The sequence below is a fragment of the Dactylosporangium sp. NPDC051541 genome (genome assembly GCF_044454505.1).
GTDB lineage: Bacteria > Actinomycetota > Actinomycetes > Mycobacteriales > Micromonosporaceae > Dactylosporangium.
Map to the genome: position 1 here is coordinate 36,936 of NZ_JBITDU010000032.1, position 21,589 is coordinate 58,524.

The 21,589-nt window shown below is 71.0% G+C and carries 17 protein-coding genes and 1 rRNA gene; 7 read left to right on the forward strand and 11 right to left on the reverse strand.

Going from position 1 to position 21,589, the window contains the following annotated elements; all coding sequences use genetic code 11:
* Nucleotides 1-152: 152 nt before the first annotated feature.
* From ACIA8L_RS54775 to ACIA8L_RS54790, 4 genes are all read right to left on the reverse strand, one after another.
* A complete protein-coding gene (locus ACIA8L_RS54775; RefSeq protein ID WP_395918032.1) occupies nt 153-899 on the reverse strand; it encodes a TIGR03936 family radical SAM-associated protein in 747 nt (248 codons plus the stop codon).
* A 70-nt stretch (nt 900-969) separates the two neighbouring features.
* A complete protein-coding gene (locus ACIA8L_RS54780; protein ID WP_395918001.1) occupies nt 970-2,946 on the reverse strand; it encodes a TIGR03960 family B12-binding radical SAM protein in 1,977 nt (658 codons plus the stop codon).
* Between the two features lie 28 nt (nt 2,947-2,974).
* Nucleotides 2,975-5,332 (reverse strand): glycoside hydrolase family 65 protein, encoded by a 2,358-nt coding sequence (locus tag ACIA8L_RS54785; protein ID WP_395918003.1) that lies wholly within the window; start codon nt 5,330-5,332, stop codon nt 2,975-2,977.
* Nucleotides 5,329-6,048: a beta-phosphoglucomutase family hydrolase gene (locus ACIA8L_RS54790; protein ID WP_395918005.1), complete on the reverse strand. Its 720-nt coding sequence runs from the start codon at nt 6,046-6,048 to the stop codon at nt 5,329-5,331. Before ACIA8L_RS54790 ends, ACIA8L_RS54785 begins: the two co-directional genes overlap by 4 nt.
* A 66-nt stretch (nt 6,049-6,114) precedes the next feature.
* Here ACIA8L_RS54790 and ACIA8L_RS54795 point away from each other — a divergent pair, with 66 nt between their 5' ends.
* A complete protein-coding gene (locus ACIA8L_RS54795; RefSeq protein WP_395918007.1) occupies nt 6,115-7,011 on the forward strand; it encodes a hypothetical protein in 897 nt (298 codons plus the stop codon).
* 79 nt (nt 7,012-7,090) lie between these two features.
* Here the strand turns inward: ACIA8L_RS54795 and ACIA8L_RS54800 are convergent, their stop codons facing one another.
* Together ACIA8L_RS54800 and ACIA8L_RS54805 are read right to left on the reverse strand one after the other, a co-directional pair.
* Nucleotides 7,091-8,611, reverse strand: coding sequence for a chitinase (locus ACIA8L_RS54800; RefSeq protein ID WP_395918009.1), 1,521 nt, complete (start codon nt 8,609-8,611; stop codon nt 7,091-7,093).
* A 119-nt stretch (nt 8,612-8,730) separates the two neighbouring features.
* Nucleotides 8,731-9,318, reverse strand: coding sequence for a helix-turn-helix domain-containing protein (locus ACIA8L_RS54805; protein WP_395918010.1), 588 nt, complete (start codon nt 9,316-9,318; stop codon nt 8,731-8,733).
* Between the two features lie 38 nt (nt 9,319-9,356).
* Here ACIA8L_RS54805 and ACIA8L_RS54810 point away from each other — a divergent pair, with 38 nt between their 5' ends.
* The 4 genes from ACIA8L_RS54810 to ACIA8L_RS54825 all read left to right on the forward strand — a co-directional run bounded on the left by ACIA8L_RS54810 (nt 9,357) and on the right by ACIA8L_RS54825 (nt 14,167).
* Nucleotides 9,357-10,001: a B3/4 domain-containing protein gene (locus ACIA8L_RS54810; protein ID WP_395918012.1), complete on the forward strand. Its 645-nt coding sequence runs from the start codon at nt 9,357-9,359 to the stop codon at nt 9,999-10,001.
* A complete protein-coding gene (locus tag ACIA8L_RS54815) occupies nt 9,998-10,846 on the forward strand; it encodes an EamA family transporter (protein WP_395918013.1) in 849 nt (282 codons plus the stop codon). The genes ACIA8L_RS54810 and ACIA8L_RS54815 overlap by 4 nt, the downstream gene beginning before the upstream one ends.
* 130 nt (nt 10,847-10,976) lie before the next feature.
* Nucleotides 10,977-11,648: a lysophospholipid acyltransferase family protein gene (locus tag ACIA8L_RS54820; protein ID WP_395918015.1), complete on the forward strand. Its 672-nt coding sequence runs from the start codon at nt 10,977-10,979 to the stop codon at nt 11,646-11,648.
* 95 nt (nt 11,649-11,743) lie between these two features.
* Nucleotides 11,744-14,167 carry a VOC family protein gene (locus ACIA8L_RS54825; protein ID WP_395918017.1) on the forward strand — a complete coding sequence of 808 codons (2,424 nt, stop codon included), beginning with the start codon at nt 11,744-11,746 and terminating at the stop codon, nt 14,165-14,167.
* Here the strand turns inward: ACIA8L_RS54825 and ACIA8L_RS54830 are convergent.
* Genes ACIA8L_RS54830 through ACIA8L_RS54845 form a run of 4 tightly spaced genes read right to left on the reverse strand, consistent with a single transcriptional unit; the run spans nt 14,156 to nt 19,432 of the window.
* Nucleotides 14,156-15,124, reverse strand: a complete 969-nt coding sequence (locus ACIA8L_RS54830; protein WP_395918019.1) for a helix-turn-helix transcriptional regulator — start codon at nt 15,122-15,124, stop codon at nt 14,156-14,158. The two genes, ACIA8L_RS54825 and ACIA8L_RS54830, sit on opposite strands and share 12 nt — an antisense overlap.
* A complete protein-coding gene (locus ACIA8L_RS54835; protein WP_395918020.1) occupies nt 15,124-15,492 on the reverse strand; it encodes a DUF4233 domain-containing protein in 369 nt (122 codons plus the stop codon). The genes ACIA8L_RS54830 and ACIA8L_RS54835 overlap by 1 nt, the downstream gene beginning before the upstream one ends.
* Entirely contained in the window at nt 15,489-16,757 is a 1,269-nt protein-coding gene (locus ACIA8L_RS54840; protein WP_395918034.1) for a bifunctional folylpolyglutamate synthase/dihydrofolate synthase, read from the reverse strand. The genes ACIA8L_RS54835 and ACIA8L_RS54840 overlap by 4 nt, the downstream gene beginning before the upstream one ends.
* Before the next feature lie 53 nt (nt 16,758-16,810).
* Entirely contained in the window at nt 16,811-19,432 is a 2,622-nt protein-coding gene (locus ACIA8L_RS54845) for a valine--tRNA ligase (protein WP_395918022.1), read from the reverse strand.
* Between the two features lie 73 nt (nt 19,433-19,505).
* Between ACIA8L_RS54845 and ACIA8L_RS54850 the strand changes: the two genes are divergently transcribed.
* On the forward strand, nt 19,506-20,447 hold the full coding sequence (locus ACIA8L_RS54850) for a hypothetical protein (protein WP_395918024.1): 942 nt from the start codon (nt 19,506-19,508) through the stop codon (nt 20,445-20,447).
* Between the two features lie 78 nt (nt 20,448-20,525).
* Nucleotides 20,526-21,167 (forward strand): hypothetical protein, encoded by a 642-nt coding sequence (locus tag ACIA8L_RS54855; RefSeq protein ID WP_395918026.1) that lies wholly within the window; start codon nt 20,526-20,528, stop codon nt 21,165-21,167.
* A gap of 327 nt (nt 21,168-21,494) precedes the next feature.
* Here the strand turns inward: ACIA8L_RS54855 and rrf are convergent.
* Nucleotides 21,495-21,589: ribosomal RNA gene (gene rrf / locus ACIA8L_RS54860) — 5S ribosomal RNA — on the reverse strand; the annotation flags it as partial.

Here is a 21,589-nt window from a genome sequence, read left to right on the forward strand (position 1 = left end):
TGCTCCCGGGCGCGTAGCAACGCAGCCACACGGGGGCACCGCAATATATGTTGTGCCGGCGGAGGTATCCGCTCACGCGGACGATCCGCCGAAAGTCTGCCAACCTCGCGCCTGACCACCGGCGCCCCGCCACCTGGCGAAACGCCCGTCGTCTACTGCGACGAAGTCCCAACGACGGCCGCCGTTCGATCCACCTCGCCGGACATGGCGAGCGGATCGACGAGGTCGCCCTGCTCGGTCAACACTCCCTGAGCCAGTCGGGTCGCACGGGGCGGAACCGGCGGCTCCAGGTCGGCCACAACGCGCAGACCGGACAGCACATCGTCGGGTCGAACGGTCGGGGTCACCTGCCGCACGACAAGGTCGAGTATCGCACACGGTATGTCGGTGACCTCGGAAGGTAGGTCACCGGAAGCGAAATCCGACAGAATCTCAAGATCAGAGGCCTCGAGCCGGACCACCGCGCCGCGCGTGTCGAAGGTCCGGCGGCCCTGCTTCGTGAGGCGCTCGACCAGCACCTCGGGCGCGTCGAGGAAGGTCCGGACGGCGCCGGCGACCTCCTCGCCGGACAGGCCCGGCAGCTCGATGCGCCAGCTCGACGCGTCGATCCGGTCGGCCAGGCTGCCCCCGCCGTTGAGCGGCGACTCGACCGCCTCCAGCACGTCGAGTCCCGGTGAGAGGGCCGCGTCGAGGGCCCGGCACAGCTCGGCCGGGTCGACCACGGCCCGCAGGCCGATCTCCAGGTATTCGGCCTCGCTGGACACCCCCGTCGGCGCGGCGGAGGCGTAGGAGACCTTCGGGTGCGGGGTGAAGCCCTGCGAGTATGCGATCGGCACGTTGGCCCGCAGGATCGCCCGCTCGAACGCGCGAGCGAAGTCACGGTGTGATGTGAAGCGCAGCGGCCCGCGTTTGGCATACCGCAGCCGGATCCGCTGGACCACCGGCTCCTGATTGCCCTCCGGCTGCCGCTTAGCCATGCTGGTGGGCCCCCGCACTGGCCGCGCCCGGCACCCGCAGCCCGCCGACCGGGGTGAGCGGAAGGAGCTTCCGCCCGGTCGGACCGATCTGGATCTCGGTGTCCTGGCTGGGGCAGACACCGCAGTCGAAGCACGGCGTCCACCGGCAGTCGTCCTGCTCGTAGCCGGTCATGGCGTCCTGCCAGTCCTGCCAGAGCCAGTCCTTGTCGAGCCCGGAGTCGAGGTGGTCCCAGGGCAGGACCTCGACCTGCTCACGCTCGCGGGTGGTGTACCAGGCCAGGTCCACGCCGTAGGCCGGCAGCACCGCGGCCGCGGCCTCGACCCAGCGCCGGTAGGAGAAGTGCTCGGACCAGCCGTCGAAGCGCCCGCCGTCCTCCCAGACCCGCCGGATCACCGCGCCGACCCGCCGGTCGCCCCGGCTGAGCAGGCCTTCGACCTGCGAGGGCTCGCCGTCGTGGTACCGGTACCCGATCGCCTTGCCCACCGAGCGGTCCGAGTTGATGGCCTCCTTGAGCGCCTTGAGCCGCCGGTCGATGACCTCCGGCTCCTCCATCGACGCCCACTGGAACGGCGTGTGCGGCTTCGGCACGAACCCGCCGATGGACACGGTGCAGCGGATGTCCCGCGACCCCGTGGCCGCCCGCCCGGCCTTGATGACCTCGTGGGCGAGCTTGGCGATCTGCAGGACATCGTCGTCCGTCTCGGTGGGCAGACCGCACATGAAGTAGAGCTTCACCTGCCGCCAGCCGTTGGAGTAGGCCGTGACGACGGTCCGGATCAGGTCTTCCTCGGTGACCATCTTGTTGATCACCTGGCGGATCCGCTCGGAGCCGCCCTCGGGCGCGAAGGTGAGGCCGGTGCGCCGCCCGTTGCGGGAGAGCTCCTGGGCGAGGGTGACGTTGAAGGCGTCCACGCGGGTCGAGGGCAGCGACAGCGACACGTTGGTGCCCTCGTACTGCTGTGCGAGGCCCGAGCACATGTCGCCGATCTCGGAGTGGTCGGCCGAGGACAGCGAGAGCAGCCCGACCTCGTGGAAGCCGGAGTACTCCAGCCCCTCCTTGACCATCTGCCCCACGGTGGTGATGCTGCGCTCCCGCACCGGCCGCGTGATCATGCCGGCCTGGCAGAAGCGGCACCCGCGCGTACAGCCGCGGAAGATCTCCACCGCGTAGCGCTCGTGCACCGTCTCGGCCAGCGGGACCAGGGGCCGTTTCGGGTAGGGCCACGCGTCGAGGTCCATCGTGGTGCGCTTGTGCACCCGGAACGGCACGTCGGCCCGGTTGGGCACGATCCGCTGGATGCGGCCGTCGGGCAGGTAGTCGACGTCGTAGAAGCGCGGGACATACACCGACTCGGTGCGGGCCAGGCGCAGCAGCAGCTCGTCGCGGCCGCCGGGCTCGCCCTCGGCCTTCCAGGCCCGGACGATCGCCGTGATCTCCAGGACCGCCTCCTCGCCGTCGCCGAGCACGGCGGCGTCGATGAAGTCGGCGATCGGCTCCGGGTTGAAGGCCGCGTGGCCGCCGGCGATCACGATCGGGTGCCGGTCATCCCGCGCGGACGCGTCGAGCGGGATGCCGGCCAGGTCGAGCATGGTGAGCAGGTTGGTGTAGCCCAGCTCGGTGGAGAAGGAGACGCCGAACAGGTCGAACGCGGTCACCGGCCGGTGCGCGTCCACCGTGAACTGCGGTACCCCCTCTTCGCGCATCAGCTTTTCGAGGTCCGGCCAGACCGCATAGGTGCGCTCGGCGAGCACGTCGGGCTGCTCGTTGAGCACCTCGTAGAGGATCTGTACGCCCTGGTTGGGCAGGCCGACCTCATAGGCGTCGGGGTAGGACAGCGCCCAGCGCACGGTGACGGCGTCCCAGTCCTTGACGACCGCGCCCAGCTCACCGCCGACGTATTGGATCGGCTTGCTGATCCGGGGCAGCAGTCGCTCGAGTTGCGGGAAGACGCTCGTCACACTGGCCACGGAATACCAGAGTACCTACCCCACCACCTTAACCCGGAACCTGCACCTCACGCTCCCGCCGGTGGGGTGCCCGCCCACGTGGTTGGACCGGGGCCGGCGTGCCCGGATGCGGCTTCGGGATGTCCCGGGTGACCGGCGCGCCGGCCTTCACGGTGACCTCCTCGCCGTGGTGGCGCAGGACGATCTCGCCCTGGTCGACCGTGTAGGTGGCGTGGCCGTGCTCGACCGTGACCCGCAGGACGTCGCCGTGGATGGTCACGGCAAACTTGAGCTTGTTCATCCGCGACGGCAGCCGCGGCACGAACGACAGCTCGCCGCCGTAGTCCCGCATGCCGCCGAAGCCGGCCACGATCGCCAGCCAGGTGCCGGCCAGCGACGCCATGTGCAGGCCGTCCCCGGCGTTGTGCTGCAGGTCGTACAGGTCGACGAAGGCCGCCTCGCCCAGGTAGTCGTAGGCCAGCTCGGTGTGCCCGACCTCGGCCGCCATGACCGCCTGCGTGCAGGCCGACAGCGAGGAGTCCCGGACGGTGCGCTCGTCGTAGTAGTGGAAGTTGCGGGCCTTCTCCTCCGGCGTGAACGCGTCGCCGCGCCAGTGCATCGCCAGGACGAGGTCGGCCTGCTTGATCACCTGGCGGCGGTAGAGGTCGAAGTAGGGGTAGTGCAGCAGCAGCGGGTAGTGGTCGGACGGCGTGCCGGCGAAGTCCCACTCCTGGTGCAGCGTGAAGTTGGCCGACTGCTGGTGCACGCCCAGCTCCCGGTCGTACGGCAGGTGCACCCGCGCGGCCGCGTCGCGCCAGGACGACACCTCCTCGTCGTCGACCCCGAACTCGCGGGCCTTCTCCGGGTGCCGCTCGGCGGCGTCGGCGGCCGAGCGCAGGTTCAGCTGGGCCATCAGGTTGGTGTAGATGTTGTCGTCGGCGATCGCGGAGTATTCGTCCGGCCCCGTCACCCCGTCGATGTGAAACACGCCGTGCCGGTCGTGGTGGCCCAGCGAGCGCCACAGCCGCGCCGTCTCGACCAGCAGCTCCAGGCCGTGGTCGAGCTCGAACTGGGTGTCGCCGGTGGCCTGGACGTAGCGGACCACGGCCGCCGCGATGTCGGCGTTCACGTGGAAGCCCGCGGTCCCGGCCGGCCAGTAGGCCGAGCACTCCTGCCCGCGCACGGTCCGCCACGGGAACGTCGCGCCCTTGAGGCCGAGCTGCTTCGCCCGGTCCCGGGCCAGGTCGAGCGTGTCGTGCCGCCACCGCAGCCCGTCCCGTGCCACCTGCGGGTGCGTGTATGTCAGCACCGGCAGCACGAAGCTCTCGGTGTCCCAGAAGACGTGCCCGTCGTAGCCGCGGCCGGTGAGCCCCTTCGCGGCGATCGGGCGGGCCTCGGCGCGGGCACCGGCCTGCATGAGGTGGAACAGCGCGAACCGGACCGCCTGCTGGATCTCGGCGTCGCCGTCGACCTCCACGTCGGCCTGGGCCCAGAACTGGTCCAGGTAGGTCCGCTGGGCCTTCACCAGCCCGTCCCAGCCCCCGAGCCGGGCGCCCGCGATCGCGCCGTGGACCTGGTCGCGGATGGCCTGCCGGGAGCGCTGGCTGGACCAGCCGTAGGCGAGGTACTTCACGATCCGCAGCTTCTGCCCGGGCTGCAGCTCGCAGGCGACAGTCGTGCGGGCCCAGTCCCCGGTGCTTTCGGTGTGCGTGCGCACCGGCACCGGCGCCTCGACCTCGTGGTCCATCTCGGCCCCGAGCCGCAGCGCGCTGGCGTTGGTGCGGTGCAGCAGCTGGGCGTCGAGCCCGTTGGCGTAGTGCCCCTCGGCGGTCAGCGCGTGCCCGAGCGCGGCCGCGACCCGCGGATCCTTGCTCGGCGTCGGCACGTCCTCGTTGGCGACCAGCTCGGACTGCACGATGACCCGGGCCGGCTGGTCCACCGGCTCGACCTCGTACACGAACGCGGCCACCGACCGCTGCTCCAGCGACACCAGCCGCACGGTCCGCACCTTGATCCGCTGCCCGGCCGGTGAGGACCACTCGACGTCGCGTCGCAGCGTCCCCGCCCGCAGGTCCAGCACCCGCTCGTGGGCGTGCAGCCGGCCGTAGCGCACGTCGAACGGCTCGTCGTCGACCAGCAGCCGGAACACCTTGCCGTTGGTCACGTTGAGGATCGTCTGGCCCTCCTCCGGGAAGCCGTAGCCGGCCTCTGCGTAGGGCAGCGGGCGCTCCTCGAAGAAGGAGTTGAGGTAGGTCCCGGGCAGCCCGAACGGCTCCCCTTCGTCAAGGTTGCCGCGCAGGCCGATGTGCCCGTTGGACAGGGAGAACAGGGACTCGGTCTGCCCCAGCGTGTCGACGTCGAGGCTGGTCTCGCGCACAGCCCACGGCTCGACCGGAAATACGCTCACAACAGCTCCCCCAGGTCCGCCACAACATGATCGGCGCCGTCGCGGGCCAGGTCCGCGGCCTGATGGCCCCCGACCCGGTCGACACCCACGACATAGAACCCACCGGCCCGCCCGGCGGCCACCCCGGCCAGGGCGTCCTCGAACACGGCCGCGTTCGCCGGCTCGACCCCCAGCTCCCGCGCGGCCTCCAGGAACGTGTCCGGGGCCGGCTTGCCCTTCAGCCCCCGCTCCCGGATGGTCAGCCCGTCGACCCGGGTCTCCAGATACTGGTCGAGCCCGGTCGAGGTGATCACCTGCAGCGTGTTGGCGCTGGAGCTGACCACCGCGGTGCGCAGTCCGGCCGCCCGGGCCTTGCGCAGATAGGTCAGGGACGTGGGATACGGCTCCAGCCCGCCCTCGGCGAGCAGCCCGAGCACCCGCACGTTCTTGCGGTTGCCCAGTCCCCAGATGGTCTCGGCCTCCGGCGGGTCATCGGGGGTACCTTCCGGCAGTGTGATGCCCCGGGACGCGAGAAAGTCGCGGACGCCGGCCTCGCGGGGCTTGCCGTCGACGTAGGAGTTGTAGTCGTGGACCGGGTCGAACTCCGGCTGGCCCTTGGCCTTGAGGAACTCGTTGAACATCGCGGTCCAGGCCTTGTTGTGGATGACCGCCGTGGGCGTCAGCACACCATCGAGATCGAACAGGCACGCGGTCACGTGATCAGGTAGACCCAGCACCCTTGCGACGTTACGGCGCACGGGCGAACTCTGCGCGGCGTGCACGGGGTCATTAGCCTTCAAGTTGTGACACAACCGCCGGACGAGTCGCCGACCCAGCGGCAGCCGGCCTCCCCCACGTGGGTCGGCTCCGCCAAGGTGCCGCCGGGCGGGTCCCGCCGGCGCCGCAACTGGGAGGACACGCTCGACGTCCCTGAACCCATAGAGACCCGTTCCCAGCCGCGCACCCGCGAGCTGCCGGCCGTTCCGGAGGCTCCGCCGCTGCCGCCGCCCGCACCGCCGCGGCGGGAGAAACGGGAGAAGCCGCCCAAAATCCAGTACGTCCCTGTGGTCCCACCGGGATATGGCCCTCTCCCGCCCGGGTACCGCCCGGGGCCGTTCCCGCCTCCGCCGCAGTACCGCCGCCGCCGTCGCAAGTGGCCGTGGGTGATGCTGTTCCTGCTGGTCCTGTGCGCGGGCTGCTGCGGCGGCTCCTACGCGTGGGCCCGGCCGTGGTGGGTGCAGTACCCGGCGTCGGTGAACGTGGACGCCGGCGTCACCGGCCTGACCAAGCTGAACGACGCGGCCACGAAGAAGACCGCCGAGCAGCTGCAGACCGCCCTGACCTCCGACCACCTGGACGAGGACGGCTTCACGGTCGCCTACCAGGACACCGCCGACGGGCGCGCGAAGATCGTCGTGTTCGGCGCCACGAGGTTCATCACCGACCCGGCCCGTGACCTCGACGCCAGCCTCCGCAAGCTCGGCGCCAAGATCCCGGTCTCGAACGTGCGGGAGGTCGACCCGGGCGTCTTCGGGGGCGAGAAGCGCTGCGCCACGTCCCGCTTCGAGGGCAAGGCGGCAACCGTCTGCGGCTGGGCCGACCACGGCGTGATCGCCATCGCCGTCTTCGCCGGCAAGTCCACCGACGCCGCCTCCGACGCGATGCAGAACATCCGGGCCTCGATCGTCAACCGCGACTGACGCACCAACGGCCCCGGCCGGTCGGGTGCTGGGAACACCCGACCCGACCGGGGCCGCCTGTTGGTGGAGGAAGGTCTCGCTACGGCAGTGTGGCCAGGTGCGGCTTGACCGTCTTGGCGAAGCCGTTGCCGTTCTTCACGTCCCAGTTGATCGACCAGGTCATGGCGCCGCGGATGCCCGGGTAGGTGTGCGGGGGCTTGAAAGTTCCGCAGTTCGTGCCCACGGCCAGGCAGTCCAGGGCCTGGTTGACCACCGACGGGGAGACGACGCCACCGCCGGCGGCGCCGGTGCCGGCCGGGAGCCCGAGGGCGACCTGGTCGGGGCGCAGGCCGTTCTCCAGCTGGATGCAGGCCAGAGCGGTGATGAAGTTGACCGTGCCCTGGGAGTAGGCCTGCATCTGGTCGCAGCCGAGCATGGCGCCGGAGTTGTAGTACTGCGTGTAGACGACCGTCAGGATGTCCTTGATCGACAGGGCCAGGGCGAAGTAGCCGCTGCCCGTGGACTGCATGTCGATCGTCTGCGGCGCCATCGTGATGATGAGGTTCGCGCCGGCCTTGGTCCGCAGTGACCGCAGCGCCTGCGCCATGTACGTCGGGTTGAGGCCGTTCTCGAGGTCGATGTCGACGCCGTCGAAGCCGTACGACTGCATCAGCGAGTAGGCGCTGTTGGCGAAGTTCGTGGCCGAGGCCGAGTCGCCGACGCTGACCCGGCCGGTCTCGCCGCCGACCGAGAGGATGACCTTCTTGCCCCGCGAGTGCAGGGTGGCGATGTCGGCCTTCAGGTCGGCGTCGGAGTAGCCGCCGAGCGCGCTGGACAGGCCGGAGTCGGCCGCGAACGTGAGCGCGCCGGGTGCCGAGCCGGCCTCCGCGAACGCCACGTCGATCAGGTCGTATTCGCTCGGCACGTCCCGCAGCCGCAGCGGCGTGGCCGGGTTGACGAAGTTCTGCCAGTACCCGGTCAGGAAGTGCTTGGGCAGCGGCCCGGTCGGCGTCGAGGTCGACGGCGAAGGCGAGGTCGACGGCGACTTGGACGGCGACACCGACACCGAGGGCGAGGCCGACGGCGACTTGGAGGGCGACTTCGACGGCGTGGTCGGTTCGAGGGTCGTCGGCAGCCCGCCCGGGCCGTTGATCGAGAAGTCGTCGGCGGTGTAGGCGGGCTGCCCGTACCAGCCGTGGACGAACACGGTCGCCGTGGTCTGCCCCGCGGCCGTCGTGAACGGGACGGAGAGCTGCGAGTAGCCGCCGTTCGTGCCCGGCGTCCACGTGCTGGCCTCGACGCCACCGGTCACGCCGATGAAGACATAGGAGCCATTGACCCAGCCCGAGAGGGTGTACTTCGTGTTCGGCTGGACCGAAACCACCTGCGTGCATTGAGCCGTCGTGCCACCGGGCGTGCCGGAGAGTTTGTAGCTGCCGGAGTGGGCGGCTCCGGAGGTCACGGACGCGGACTCACAGGTCCAGTTGGACGCGGAGCCCGTCTCGAACCCGGGGTTGGCGATCAGCTCGGCGGCGGACGCGGGCAGCGCGATCATGACCCCGGCCAGGGTCAGGGCCGCCGCGCCGGTGCCCGAGAGCAGGGCGATGTGGCGTGGACGCATGGACGCTCCAAAAGGGGGTGACGTCGATGGGCGTCGACGTGTCCCCCACGGTCCAGGCACCGGAAATTAATGTCAAGGTTTCTTTACTATTTACTAAGGCTCCGCGCGAACACCCTTGCTCAACGGCGCCGGTCCCTCTCACCGGCCGGCATCACGACGACCATGGTCATGACCGCCTCCACCGCACCCGGATTCCGGTAGCGGTGCGGGCGGTCGGCCTGGAAGTCGATGGTCTCCTGCCGCCGCACCTGGTAGTCGACCCCGTCCAGCGTCAATGTCAGCGAGCCCGCCCGGACGTGGATGATCTCCCGGGTCCTCGGGGTGTGGTCACCCGAGTCGTGCTCCTCGCCCGGCGCCATCCGCCACTCCCAGACCTCCACGAACGCGGGATCGTTGACGCCCCGCAGCAGCCGCCCGGTCCCGCCGTCCGGCCCCCGCCACAGCACCGCCGGCTCGTCCGCGCCGACGATCTTCACCACCGGCTCCGGCTCGGCCTCCAGGAGCCGCCCGACGCTCACGCCGAAGGACTCGGCGACCCGGCACAGCGTGCCGATGCTCGGGTTGGTGCGGGCGCCCTCGATCTGCACGAGCATGCCCTTGCTCACACCGGAGCGGCTGGCCAGCTCGTCGAGGGACCACTTACGCCCCTGTCGCAGGCTTTTCACGTGCCGGGCGATGGCGACCTGGGCATCCCGCTCGGTCAACATATTTTCCCCTGCGGTCATTATTATGGTACGACTATCGCATGTTCGCCGTTGCCGATGCCGTGCTCGACCTGTGCCGTTCCGTGGGGCACGAGGCTACCGTGTTCGCGGTCCTCGCCGACGGGCTGCGCAACGGCCCGGGCGACCCCGCCCTGCTCCACGACGCCGTCGCGGCCGCGGGCGACCTGAGCGCGCCGCACCCGCACCTGGAGGCCTGGCGCGACGTCTACCGCGGCTTCGGCGCCAAGCCCCAGCGCACCCCATGCTCGGCTGAGGCGCTACGGAAGCGGGCGGCCAAGGGCGACATCCCGTCGGTCAACCGGATCGTCGACGCCTACAACGCGGTGAGCATCCGCTTCGCCGTTCCCATCGGCGGCGAGGACCGCGCCGCCCTGGTCGGCACCGAGCGGCTGATCCGCGCGACCGGCGACGAGCCCTTCGACACCGTGAAGGACGGCGAGCCGGCCGTCGAGACCCCGGAGCCGGGCGAGGTCATCTGGCGCGACGACGTGGCCGTGACCTGCCGCCGCTGGAACTGGCGCCAGGGCCGCCGCACCGCGCTCACCGACGCGACGACGTCGGCCGTGTTCCTGCTCGAGGGCCTCGACATCGACCTGCGGCCGGCCACCGACCACCTGGTCGCCCTGCTCAACGCCGACTCCGTGACCGTCGAGCGCGTCGCATGATCGGCCTGGTCCTCGCCGCGCTGTCGGGCCTGGTCTGGGGTGTCGGCGACTTCTCCGGCGGCAAGGCCAGCCAGCGCGCCGACTCCCTGCTGGTCGTGGTCCTCTCCAAGGCCGCCAGCATCCCCCTGCTCGCCGTCTACCTGCTGCTGATCCCCAGCACCTTCTCCGGCCACGCGCTGGCCTGGGGTGCCGCGGCCGGCCTCCTGGGCACGCTCGGCATGATCGTCTTCTATCGCGCCCTGGCCGGCGGCGCGATGGCGATCGTCGCCCCGATCAGCGCCGTCGCCTCGGCCCTGATCCCGGTCGTGTTCGGCCTGGCCGCCGGCGAGCGCCCCGGCACCCTGCCCCTGGTCGGCGCCGCCTGCGCGATCGCCTCAATCGGACTGGTCAGCGCGGCCGGCGGCACCGGTTCGAAGGTGACCGGCAAGCTGCTCGGCCTGGCCATGCTCTCGGGCGTGGCGTTCGGCCTGTTCTTCACCTGCCTGGCCCAGGCCGGCAACCAGAGCGGCGGCACGGCGGGCCTGTGGCCGATCGCGGGCGCGCAGGGGGCCGCGGTGGTCCTCGGCACCCCGCTCCTGCTCCACCGCCTGCGCCGGGGCGCGGCCCGCGCGACCGGATCGGCCCGCACCTGGCTCCTGGCCGCCGGCGTCCTCGACATGTCCGCCAACGCCCTCTACGTCCTGGCCGTGCCCCGCGGCGACCTGAGCATCATCGCGCCCATCGCGTCCCTGTATCCGGTCTCGACCGTCCTGCTGGCCATGCTCGTCGACCGCGAACGCCTCCGCCCGGTGCAGCTGGCCGGCCTGGGCCTGGCCGCCACCGCGCTCGTCCTCGTCGCCTCCTAGGCCCCTGGGTGGTGTTGCCCACCTTGTGGGCCGCCCCGCTGCCACCGCCGTGAGCGGCCGTTAGAGTGTGCGGCAGCGTTGAGTCGAGCCTGGTGGAGGGCATTTGTCCGCGCTCTATGCGGTCGGCAAGATGACGATCGCACCAACGGTCCGGCTCCTCTGGCACCCGAGGATCATCGGCCTGGACAACGTGCCCAAGACCGGTCCGGCGATTCTGGCCAGCAATCACCAGTCGGTCCTCGACTCGGTGATGATGGGCGCGATCTCGCCCCGCAACGTCTACTTCCTGGCCAAGGATCAGTACTTCCGCGGCCCGGGACTGCGGGGCCTGGCGCTGCGCAACATCATGTACGGGCTGAACCAGATCCCCGTCGACCGCTCCGGCGGCCGGGCCAGCCTGCTCGCCCTCGACGCCGCGCTGCCGATCCTGCGGGCCGGGCACGTCCTCGGCATCTTCCCGGAGGGCACCCGTTCGACGGACGGCCGGCTCTACCGCGGCCGGCCCGGCGTGGCGAAGCTCGCCCTGGACGCCCCGGCCCCGATCATCCCGGTCGGCCTGATGGGGTTCGACCAGGTCATGCCGGTCGGCCGGTCGCTGCCGAAGCTCGGCCCCAAGGTCGAGGTGCGCATCGGCGAGCCGCTCGACCTGAGCCAGTGGCAGGGCGGCGGCGAGGTCGACAGCCGGGCCCTGCGCGAGGTCACGCTGAAGCTCATGAACGCGATCCAGCAGCTCACGGGCCAGGAATACGTCGGCCGATACGCTCCCAAGCGACCGGACCAGATCGCCGAACCGGAGACATAGACCCCCTGCCATTCACGCCTCGCCCGGGTGCCGGAGACTTTTGTTTCCGCGATGATCAGGCATAGCCTGATGTCAGTCGTCTGGGGAGGTCGACTTTGGCGTCCAGCAAAGGCTCGTCATCGAACGACAGCCGGAACCTGGTCATTCTGCTGCTGATCGTGGTCGGCGGTTTTCTGGCCTTTTGCGGGCTGGGCATGGCCAATGCGCTCGTGATCGCGCTCGGCGTGATCGTGGCCGCGGCCGGCCCGGTCATGATCATGGTTGTCAACAACCGCAACCGGGTCCGCCTGTATGTGCACGGCACCGCCGTCGTCGAGGAGATCACGGCGCGCCCGACGCAGGAGGGCCGGTCGGCCCGCGCCCGGCTCAAGCTGACCATCACCGCCACCGGCATCCACAACATCACGGTGGTGGGGACCGATCCGGAGGTACCGCTCGAGAAGTGGCCCGAGCGCGGCGCCGTCCTCCCCGTGCAGGTCCTGAAGGGCAGCCCGCGCAAGTTCACCGTCCTGTGGAACCGCGTGCAGACCCATCAGGAGGTCGTCCAGGCCGAGCGGACCGCCGCCGGCGACGCCCGGGGCGCGCTGGACGAGGACTACGCCGAGCTCAACGCCCACCTGAGCGGCTCCAACGGCAACGGCGCCGGCAATGGCACCGGCGACGCCAGCGCGCTGGCGGGCACCAACTACACGTACGACCCCGACGACGGCTATCGCCGCCCGGCCGGCGCGCCCGTCGCATACGCCCAGGTCCCGCCGGACAACACCCCGACCCTGACCAACATCCCCGCAGTCGAGGCCGAGATCGACGAGCCGGTCGGGGCCCGCTCCGGCGCCCCGGTGGCCACGGTGGCGCCCCCGGCCGAGCAGATCCCGGCCGCCGCCCGCCGCCAGAGCCTCCGCGACCGCCTCGGCTTCCCGCCCCGCCAGAAGCCCCGCCACGCCGCACCGGAGCCGGCCCAACACGCCGACGAGCCGCACGGCACCGGCCCGGTGGTGGCGAGCTTCGCCCCGCCCGAGACCGCCGAGCCCGAGATCGAGGAGCCCGCGGCCGCCGAGCAGCCGGTCGCCGCAGAGCCGCCGGCCGTCGCCGAGGCGCCGCCGGTGGTCGACGAGCAGCCGGTCGTGGAGGAGACGCCGGTCGCCGCGGAGCCAGTGGTCGACGAGCCGGAGACGCACCGGCCGACCGTGATCAGCGAAGAGGACGAGCCGATCATCATGCGGCTCCCGTCCACCCCGCGCCCCGGCAGCCAGCACCGCCGCCCCAGCCCGCACCCGCGATCCGGCCACGGCAGCGTCCGCCGCACCCGCCCCGGCCGCTCCCACCCCGCCCGGACCGAGCCCCCGCCGCTGCCCGAAGCCCAGAAACCGGCCGAGACCCAGGCACCGGCGGAGACCCAGGCACCGGCCGAGGCGCAGGCACCGGTCGAGATCGAGGCAGCCGTCGAGAGCGCACCGGCGGTCGTCGAGCCGTCGGTTGTGCAGACCGCCGGGGAGACGACGGTCGTCGAGCGGCCGGAGACCGCGGCCGAGCCCCCCGAGACCGAGACCTACACGATCCCGGAGTCGGGCTCCCAGGTCCCGGCCCCCGAGCTGGACACCGGCGCCGGAGCCGAGGTCGACTGGTGGACGGGCGCCGACGAGCCGCGGCCCGACGTCGCGTACTACCCGGACCGCGAGACCGAGCAGATCCCCAGCCGCGCCATCTACACCCCGCCCGAGGTCATCGAGGGCGAGCTGGCCGGGGCCGACGCCGAGGTCATCGAGGGCGAGCTGGCCGGGGCCGACGCCGAGGTCATCGAGGCCGAGCGCGAGGCCGCCGTCCTCGAGGCCGAGGCCGGGCCCGAGGAGCCCCCGACCGGCTCGGCCTGGTCCCCGAACGGCCGCGGCCCGGTCCCGGTCGGCGCCGGCCTCTACAGTGCCCCGCCCGTCTTCCGCTCCCCGGCCAAGGACGACGAGGACGAGGAGCCGGCCGAGGCGCCGGACCCCTACGCGACCGAGCACTACCTGCCCACGGACGGCGAGGTCGACCTGAGCGACCTCGAGGACCAGGAAGACGCCGACGCCCTGGAGGAGCAGCCGCTGCCCGAGGGGGCCGTCGCCGAGTTCCTGGCCGCCGGCCCGCGCCGGCCGACCACCATGCCGCTCGACGGCGTCAACGGGGTCAGCATCACGCTCATCGTGTCCGACCTGCAGCGCTCCCGCCGCTTCTACCGCGACACCCTCGGCCTCGCCGAGGTCGACAGCAGCGAGACCAGCGCCGTGCTCGAGACCGGCAACGCCCGGGTCGTGCTGCGCCGCGTCGCCGACATGCCGCCCGTCGACCGCCGCGTGGTGCACCTCAACCTGGACGTCCCGGACGTCTACGAGGCCTACGAGCGGCTCCGCGAGCAGGGCGTCGACTTCGTCCACCGGCCCCGGGTGGTGCCGCAGGGCGAGCAGCTGGAGCTGTGCTCGGCGACGTTCCGCGACCCGGACGGCCACGCCATCGCGCTGACCCGCTGGGAGCTACGGCGCTGAATACAGCCGGGCCAGCCGCGCGGCGGCCGCCCGCATCAGCTCACGCAGCTCAGGCGGTTCGAGCACCTCGAGGTCGGCCCCGAACCGGCCGAAGTCGACCTGGGCGTGTTCCAGCGACTCGATCGGCAGCACCACGCGCAGCCAGCCGTCCTCGCCGTCCGGCGTGCCCGTCGCCCGCAGCGCGCGCCCGGCGACCGGCCCGAGCAGAAACCACAGGCGGACGGCGCGCGGCGAAAGCCGTACCGTCGCCGATCCGCCGTTGTAGAGCGTCTCCTGCAACCGCTCGGCGAATGCCAGCCAGTATCGACGGAGGTCAAAATCGGCCGGGCGCTCGAAATGCTCGTCGAGGACGGTGACGGCATCGATCCTCGACACTCGGAAAGCGTTCGTCCGGGTGCGGCCGGTGGCGACCAGATACCAGGCGGTGCCCTTCAGCACCAGGCCGAGCGGGGACAATGTGCGCTCCACCGAAGCGTCGTCCCATTTGCGGTACCAAATCCGGATCCTTCGCTCTTCCCAAACCGCGGTGGCCACGGTGTCCAGGTGCGGTGGCGCCTCCGGGTCGCGGAACCATCCGGGTGCGTCGACGTGCACGCGGGCCTGGATGCGCCCGGCCATGGTGCGCTGCTCGGCCGGGAGGGCGGCGAGGAGTTTGAGCCGGGCCGCTTCCAGGGTCGGCCCCAGACCGAGATCCCCGGCGCCGCTGCCATTGAGAAACAGCGCGGCGGCCTCATCCGTCGTGAGGCCGGTCAGGTTGGTGCGATACCCGTCCAGCAGCGCGAATCCGCCGGCCGGACCGCGATCGGCGTAGACCGGCACGCCCGATGCGGACAGCGCGTCGATGTCGCGGTACACCGTGCGCACCGACACCTCGAGCTCGTCGGCGATCTGCTGCGCGGTCAGCCGGCCCCGGGTCTGCAACAGCAGCAGCGTCGAGAGCAGCCGACCGGCGCGCATCAGTCGGGCTTGTTGGCGTAGACGGATCGGCGCACGTAGAGCACGTAGAGCCAGGCCGGCCCGAACACGATCCCCAGCGCGAGCAGCGACCAGTGCAGGAACCCGCCGGCCAGCAGCACCACCTGCACGACCAGCCCGGCCGTCCATGCCCAGGAGCGCTTCAGCAGCCCGCACAGCAGGAAACAGGCGACGGCCAGGCCGACGCAGACCCAGATCGCCGCCGTGTTGTCGCCGTGTCCGAGCTTGGCCAGGGGCAGCAGTGCCAGCAGCAGGACGAGCCCCTCGACGAGCAGGCCCGCCGCGCCCATGCCACGGACGGCCCCGCCGGGGTTCCGCAGTCCGGCGGGCTTGTGCACCGGTGCGCTCATCGCTTCAGCAGCCCGCGGGCGTCGGCGACGGTCACGACGGAGCCGGTGATGAGGATGCCGATGGTGCCGGGGACGGCGTTGTCGCTCTCGGCCAGCTCCACGGCCACGTCGATCGCGTCGGGCAGGTTCGGTACGACCCGGACCCGATCGCCACCGTAGAGTTCCTCGGCGATCACGCCCAGCTGCGCCGCCGACATGCCGCGCGGAGAGCTGTTGCGGGTCACCACGATGCTCTCGGTGATCGGCTCGAGGAGCTCCAGCATGCCCTCGACGTCCTTGTCGGCCAGGGCCGCGACGACCGCGACGAGCCCGCTGAACGCGAACTCCTCGGTCAGCGCCCGCACCGTGGCCCGCATGCCGTGGGCGTTGTGGGCGGCGTCGAGCAGGATCGGCGGCGACTTGCGGATGCGCTCCAGCCGGCCGGGCGAGGTGGTGCCGGCGAAGCCGTCGCGCACCGACTCGGCGTTGAGCGCCCGCTCGGCCCCGGCGCCCAGGAACGCCTCGACCGCCGCCAGCGCGATGGCCGCGTTCTGCGCCTGGTGCTCGCCGTGCAGGGGCAGGAAGATCCCCTCGTAGACGCCGGAGAGCCCCTGCAGCGTGAGCACCTGGCCACCGACGGCGAGCTCGCGGTGCACGACCCCGAACTCGCGGCCCTCGCGGGCCAGGCTCGCCCCGACCTCCGCGCAGCGCTCCAGGATCGGGCGCATCGCCTCCTCGGGCTGCAGCGCGCAGATCAGCGTGGAGCCCTTGTGGACGATACCGGCCTTGGCCCAGGCGATCTCCTCGATCGTGTCGCCCAGCCACTCGGTGTGGTCGAGGCCGATCGGCGTGATGACCGTGGTCACGGCCTGCAGCACGTTGGTGGAGTCGTCGGCGCCGCCGAGCCCGACCTCGACCACGGCCACGTCGACGGGCGCGTCCGCGAACGCCGCGAACGCCATCGCCGTGGTCATGTCGAAGTAGGTCAGCGGCGCGTCGTTGCGGGCGTCGAGGAATTCGGCGAGGGGCTGGACCTCCTCGTAGACCTCCACGAACTTGGCCTCGCTGATCGGCTCGCCCTCGATGCTGATCCGCTCGGTGATGCTCTGCAGGTGCGGGCTCGTGTAGCGGCCGGTCCGCAGCCCGTGCGCCCGCAGCAGCGAGTCGATCATCCGCGCCGTTGAGGTCTTGCCATTGGTACCGGTCAGATGAATGGCCGGAAACGCCCGCTGGGGGCTGCCGAGGGAGTCGAGCAGCCCCTCGATCCGCGACAGGTCGAACACCATGCGGGTGAACCCGCGGGCGTTCAGCTCCTGGTCGACCTCGGTGAAAGATCTGGTCACCGCAGTGCTTCCAGTTGCTGGTTGATCCGGGTCAGGTCGGCCTCGGCCTTCTCCAGCCGCTCCTTGATCTTGGCCACGACGGCCTCCGGTGCTTTGTCGGTGAAGGCCGCGTTGCCGAGCTTGGCCCGGCACTGCGTCGCTTCCTTCTCGGCCGCCGCCTGGTCCTTGGTCAGCCGGGCCCGCTCCGCGGCCACGTCGATCGTGCCGCGCGTGTCCAGCTCGACGGTGACCCCGACCCCGACGGCCAGCTTGGCCGTGGCGGTGAAGTCTGCTTCGTTGGCATCGAGCCGAGCCAGCGACCGGATCAGGCCCTCGTGGGCCGTCAATCCGGCGCCGTCCAGCCCGGTGAGCCGGGCCGCGACCCGCTGGGACGGCTTCACACCCTGGTCGGCCCGGAACCGGCGGACCTCGGTGACGACCTGCTGCAGGTTTTCGACCTCCCGCTCGGCGTCGTCGGCGATGAGCTCCTTGTCCGCGGCCGGCCACTCGGCCCGCATCACGGTCGGCCGGCCGGTGAGCGTCGTCCACAGCTCCTCGGTCACGAACGGCATGATCGGGTGCAGCAGCCGCTGGAGGTTTTCCAGCACGTGCCCGAGCACCCGCCGCGTGCGCGCCTTGGCCGCCTCGTCGGCCCCGGCCAGCACCGGCTTGGTCAGCTCCAGGTACCAGTCGCAGACGTCGTCCCACGCGAAGTGGTAGAGCGTGTCACAGACCTTCGCCAGCTCGAACGCCTCGAACTGCTGGTCGACCTCGCCGATCACGTGCTGCAGCCGGGACAGGATCCACCGGTCGACGGTGCTCAGGTCCTCCGTCGGCAGCTCACCCTCGACCGTGGCCCCGCCCGACAGGCCGTAGCGGGTCGCGTTCCACAGCTTGTTGGCGAAGTTGCGGGCGCCCTGCACCCACTCCTCACTGACCGGCACGTCGGCGCCCGGGTTGGCCCCGCGCAGCAGCGTGAACCGGGTCGCGTCGGCGCCGAAGCGCTCGATCCAGTCCAGCGGGTCGACGACGTTGCCGAACGACTTCGACATCTTCTTGCCGTATTGGTCGCGGACCATGCCGTGCAGCATCACCACGTCGAAGGGCTGCCGGCCCTTCATCGCATAAAGGCCGAACATCATCATCCGGGCGACCCAGAAGAACAGGATGTCGTACCCCGTGACGAGCACACTGGTCGGGTAGAACTTGGCCAGATCGGCGGTCTCGTCAGGCCAGCCGAGCGTCGAGAACGGCCACAGCGCCGAGCTGAACCACGTGTCGAGCACGTCGGCGTCCTGGACCCAGCCGTCGCCGGTCGGGGCCGCGTCGTCCGGGCCCACGCAGACGACCTCGCCGTTCGGCCCGTACCACACGGGAATCCGGTGCCCCCACCACAGCTGCCGCGAGATGCACCAGTCATGCATGTTGTCGACCCAGCCGAAGTATCGCTTCGTCAACTCCGGCGGCTCGACCCGGACCCGGCCGTCGCGCACCGCGTCGCCGGCCGCCTTGGCCAGGGGCTCGGTCCGCACGAACCACTGCAATGACAGCCGCGGCTCGACGGTGGTGCCACAGCGCGAGCAGTGCCCGACGGCGTGCACATATGGCCGCTTCTCGGCGACGATCCGGCCCTCGGCCCGCAGCGCCGCGACGACCGCGGGGCGCGCCTCGAACCGGTCCAGGCCCAGGAACGGCCCGTGCGCGGTGATCACGCCGTGCTCGTCCATCACCGTGAGGCTCGGCAGGTCGTGGCGCTGGCCGATCTCGAAGTCGTTGGGGTCGTGAGCCGGGGTGACCTTCACCGCACCGGTGCCGAACGCCGGGTCGACGTGCGCGTCGGCGACGATCGGGATGCGCCGCCCGGTCAGCGGGAGCTCGACCTCGGTGCCGATGAGGTGCTGATACCGCTCATCATCCGGGTGTACCGCAACGGCGGTGTCGCCCAGCATGGTCTCCGCCCGCGTGGTGGCGACCACGATCGCGTCGTCGCCGTCGCCGTAGCGGATCGACACCAGCTCGCCGTCGTCGTCCGAGTGCTCGACCTCGATGTCGGACAGCGCCGTGAGGCACCGCGGACACCAGTTGATGATCCGCTCGGCCCGGTAGATGAGCCCGTCGTCATACAGCCGCTTGAAGATCGTGATGACGGCCCGGGACAGGCCCTCGTCCATGGTGAACCGCTCGCGGCTCCAGTCAACGGAGTCGCCGAGCCGGGTCATCTGCCCCAGGATCTTGCCGCCGGACTCGGCCTTCCACTGCCAGACGCGCTCGACGAACGCCTCCCGGCCCAGGTCGTGGCGGGACTGCCCGGCCCCGGCCAGCTGCCGCTCGACGACGTTCTGGGTGGCGATGCCGGCGTGGTCCATGCCGGGCAGCCACAGCGTCTCGTAGCCCTGCATGCGCTTGCGCCGCGTCAGCGCGTCCTGGACCGAGTGGTCGAGGGCGTGGCCGATGTGCAGCGACCCGGTGACGTTGGGCGGCGGCAGCACGATCGCGAACGGCGGCTTGTCACTCGACGTATCCGCCTCGAACAGGCCGTCGGCTACCCATTGCTCGTATCGCCGCTGCTCGACCTCGCCGGGAGCGTACTGAGCCGAGAGCGCCGAGGTTGCCTGCCCCGCGCGTGGAGTATCCGTCACACGCAAAGTCTAGAACTGTCGCACAGGGGGTCTACGCTCGCCATTGCCCCTACACTCAGGAGACTGATCGACGGTGACCTACCCGCCGCAGAACCCGGATGACGAGCCGCGCTCCGAGCCGTTCCGGCCGATGTCATACGACCTCGCTCCGGAGTTCGGGACGCCACCCCCGCCTCCCGCTTCTTACGGGCAGCAGCCACCGCCCGGGCAGCCGCCTCCGCCGGTCTACCCGGTCTCGGCCCAGCCCGGCTATGGCCAGCCGACGTATCAGCAGCCTGTGACCCAGCCGCCTTATGGGCAGCCCGCGTATCCGGCTCCTCCGCCGGCCTACGGACAGCCGCCGGTCGGACAGCCGCCCCTCGGCGCGCCGCCGGCCGGACAGCCGCCCCTCGGTGCGCTGCCGGTCGGATACCCGCCGAAGAAGGGCAAAGGTCTCAAAATCACGCTCGGCGTGATCGGCGGCCTGTTCGTGGTCTGCGCGGTCATCGCGTGCGTCGCGTTCTACCCGATCTACCGCGACGCCGGCGCCCACGTGAGCGCCCCGCCGACCCTGCCCGGTGGCCTGACGAAGCAGGACAGCGCCCAGTCCGACGCGCTCAAGTCGAGCATGGAGTCGGACCTGCGCGGCAGCGTCGACAGCGTCGACGAGATCGAGACCGGGGTCTACGGCAACAAGGACGACGCCGACCCGACGCACCTGGTGATCCTGGTCGCCGCGACCGGCACGTTCTTCTCGCCGGGCTCGCAGGTCGACGCCGCGTTCAAGGGCTTCGGCAGCGGCCAGGGCCTGACCAACGTGAGCTCGCCGCAGGAGTACGACGCCGGCAAGCTCGGCGGGACCCTGAGGTGCGGCAGCTCGGAATACAGCCTCGGCACCGGCAGCAGCCTGCAGATGACCATGTGCTCGTGGTCCGACCACGGCAGCGTCGGAATCGTGCTCTTCATGGGCCGCACGGTCGCCGAGGCCTCCGCCCAGATCGTGCCGATCCGCGAGGCCGTGCAGACCCGCAGCTGAGTTGATTTCGGGTTGCTTCTGGCGGGGGTGCTTCGGCTCCCCCGCCTTACGTTGAGCATGAGTTGCTAGAGTGCGCCGATGGTCGACCCCGACGGCGGTCCCGCCGGCCTCTACTTCGAAGACGACGACGAGGACACGCAGGACGACGCTCCGGCGACCCGCCTGCCGATCAAGAAGATCGCGATCGTCGCCGGCTCGATCGCGGGCGCCGCATTGCTGATCTCCGGCATCTTCTACGGCCCCACGGTCTTCCGCGTCCTGGGCCAGAGCGACACCGAGATCAAGTCCCCCGACAAGGTCGGCTCCTTTGCTCTCGACAAGAGCGACGGCGCCAAGAGCACCAGCGAGTACATCCGCGACGCCATCGCCTCCGAGGTGAGCCTCGACAACAGCGTGGGCCTCATCTACCGCGACGGCAGCTCGGACGCGATCCTGGTGGCCGGCACCGCCCGCATCTGGAAACCCGACGACGTCCTGCAGTCCGCCTTCGCCACGGTCGCCGACGACGCCGGCGGTGTGAAGGACGCCAAGGACGTCGACGCGGGCCAGTTGGGCGGGAAGATGCGCTGCGGCACGACGAAGGTCGACGAGTCGACGCTGACGGTGTGCGGCTGGGTGGACAACGGCTCGCTGGGCGTCGCGCTGTTCTCCAACCGCGGCGTCCCCGAGTCCGCGAAGGCGATGCTGGACCTCCGTAACGCGGTGGAGCAGCGCAACTAGCGGTGGAGCAGCACCATTAGCAGCCCACAGCCTCTGCACTCTTCAGCCTCAGCTTCACCAGGCCGCGCGTCCATTCGCGCGGCCGGCGCCGTCGAGGGCGTGTAGCCGGGACACGGGCGCGTTGTGCGGGCATTTCGAGCGGCCGGCTGCTCCAGGTCTACGCGGTCGCGACTACGCGGCGGTTCATGCATACGCGGTTTGCCTGAGCGCCCGGAGTTTGTGCGGCCGCGGGCCCTGGTGCGCATACCTCCGCCGCTCGCCTTGGCTCGTGAACGCAGAAACGCCTCAGGGGCCCACCGTAATCGGTGAGCCCCTGAGGGAAAAATTGTCCGGCGGCGTCCTACTCTCCCACACTCTCGCGGGTGCAGTACCATCGGCGCTGGAGGGCTTAGCTTCCGGGTTCGGAATGGGACCGGGCGTTT

Bases quoted from the DNA above. Each gene is read 5' to 3' on its own strand.
- ACIA8L_RS54800 (WP_395918009.1), bottom strand. From the start codon at position 8,611: ATGCGTCCACGCCACATCGCCCTGCTCTCGGGCACCGGCGCGGCGGCC.
- ACIA8L_RS54805 (WP_395918010.1), bottom strand. From the start codon at position 9,318: ATGTTGACCGAGCGGGATGCCCAGGTCGCCATCGCCCGGCACGTGAAA.
- ACIA8L_RS54810 (WP_395918012.1), top strand. From the start codon at position 9,357: ATGTTCGCCGTTGCCGATGCCGTGCTCGACCTGTGCCGTTCCGTGGGG.
- ACIA8L_RS54815 (WP_395918013.1), top strand. From the start codon at position 9,998: ATGATCGGCCTGGTCCTCGCCGCGCTGTCGGGCCTGGTCTGGGGTGTC.
- ACIA8L_RS54820 (WP_395918015.1), top strand. From the start codon at position 10,977: ATGACGATCGCACCAACGGTCCGGCTCCTCTGGCACCCGAGGATCATC.
- ACIA8L_RS54830 (WP_395918019.1), bottom strand. From the start codon at position 15,124: ATGCGCGCCGGTCGGCTGCTCTCGACGCTGCTGCTGTTGCAGACCCGG.
- ACIA8L_RS54835 (WP_395918020.1), bottom strand. From the start codon at position 15,492: ATGAGCGCACCGGTGCACAAGCCCGCCGGACTGCGGAACCCCGGCGGG.
- ACIA8L_RS54840 (WP_395918034.1), bottom strand. From the start codon at position 16,757: ATGGTGTTCGACCTGTCGCGGATCGAGGGGCTGCTCGACTCCCTCGGC.
- ACIA8L_RS54855 (WP_395918026.1), top strand. From the start codon at position 20,526: ATGGTCGACCCCGACGGCGGTCCCGCCGGCCTCTACTTCGAAGACGAC.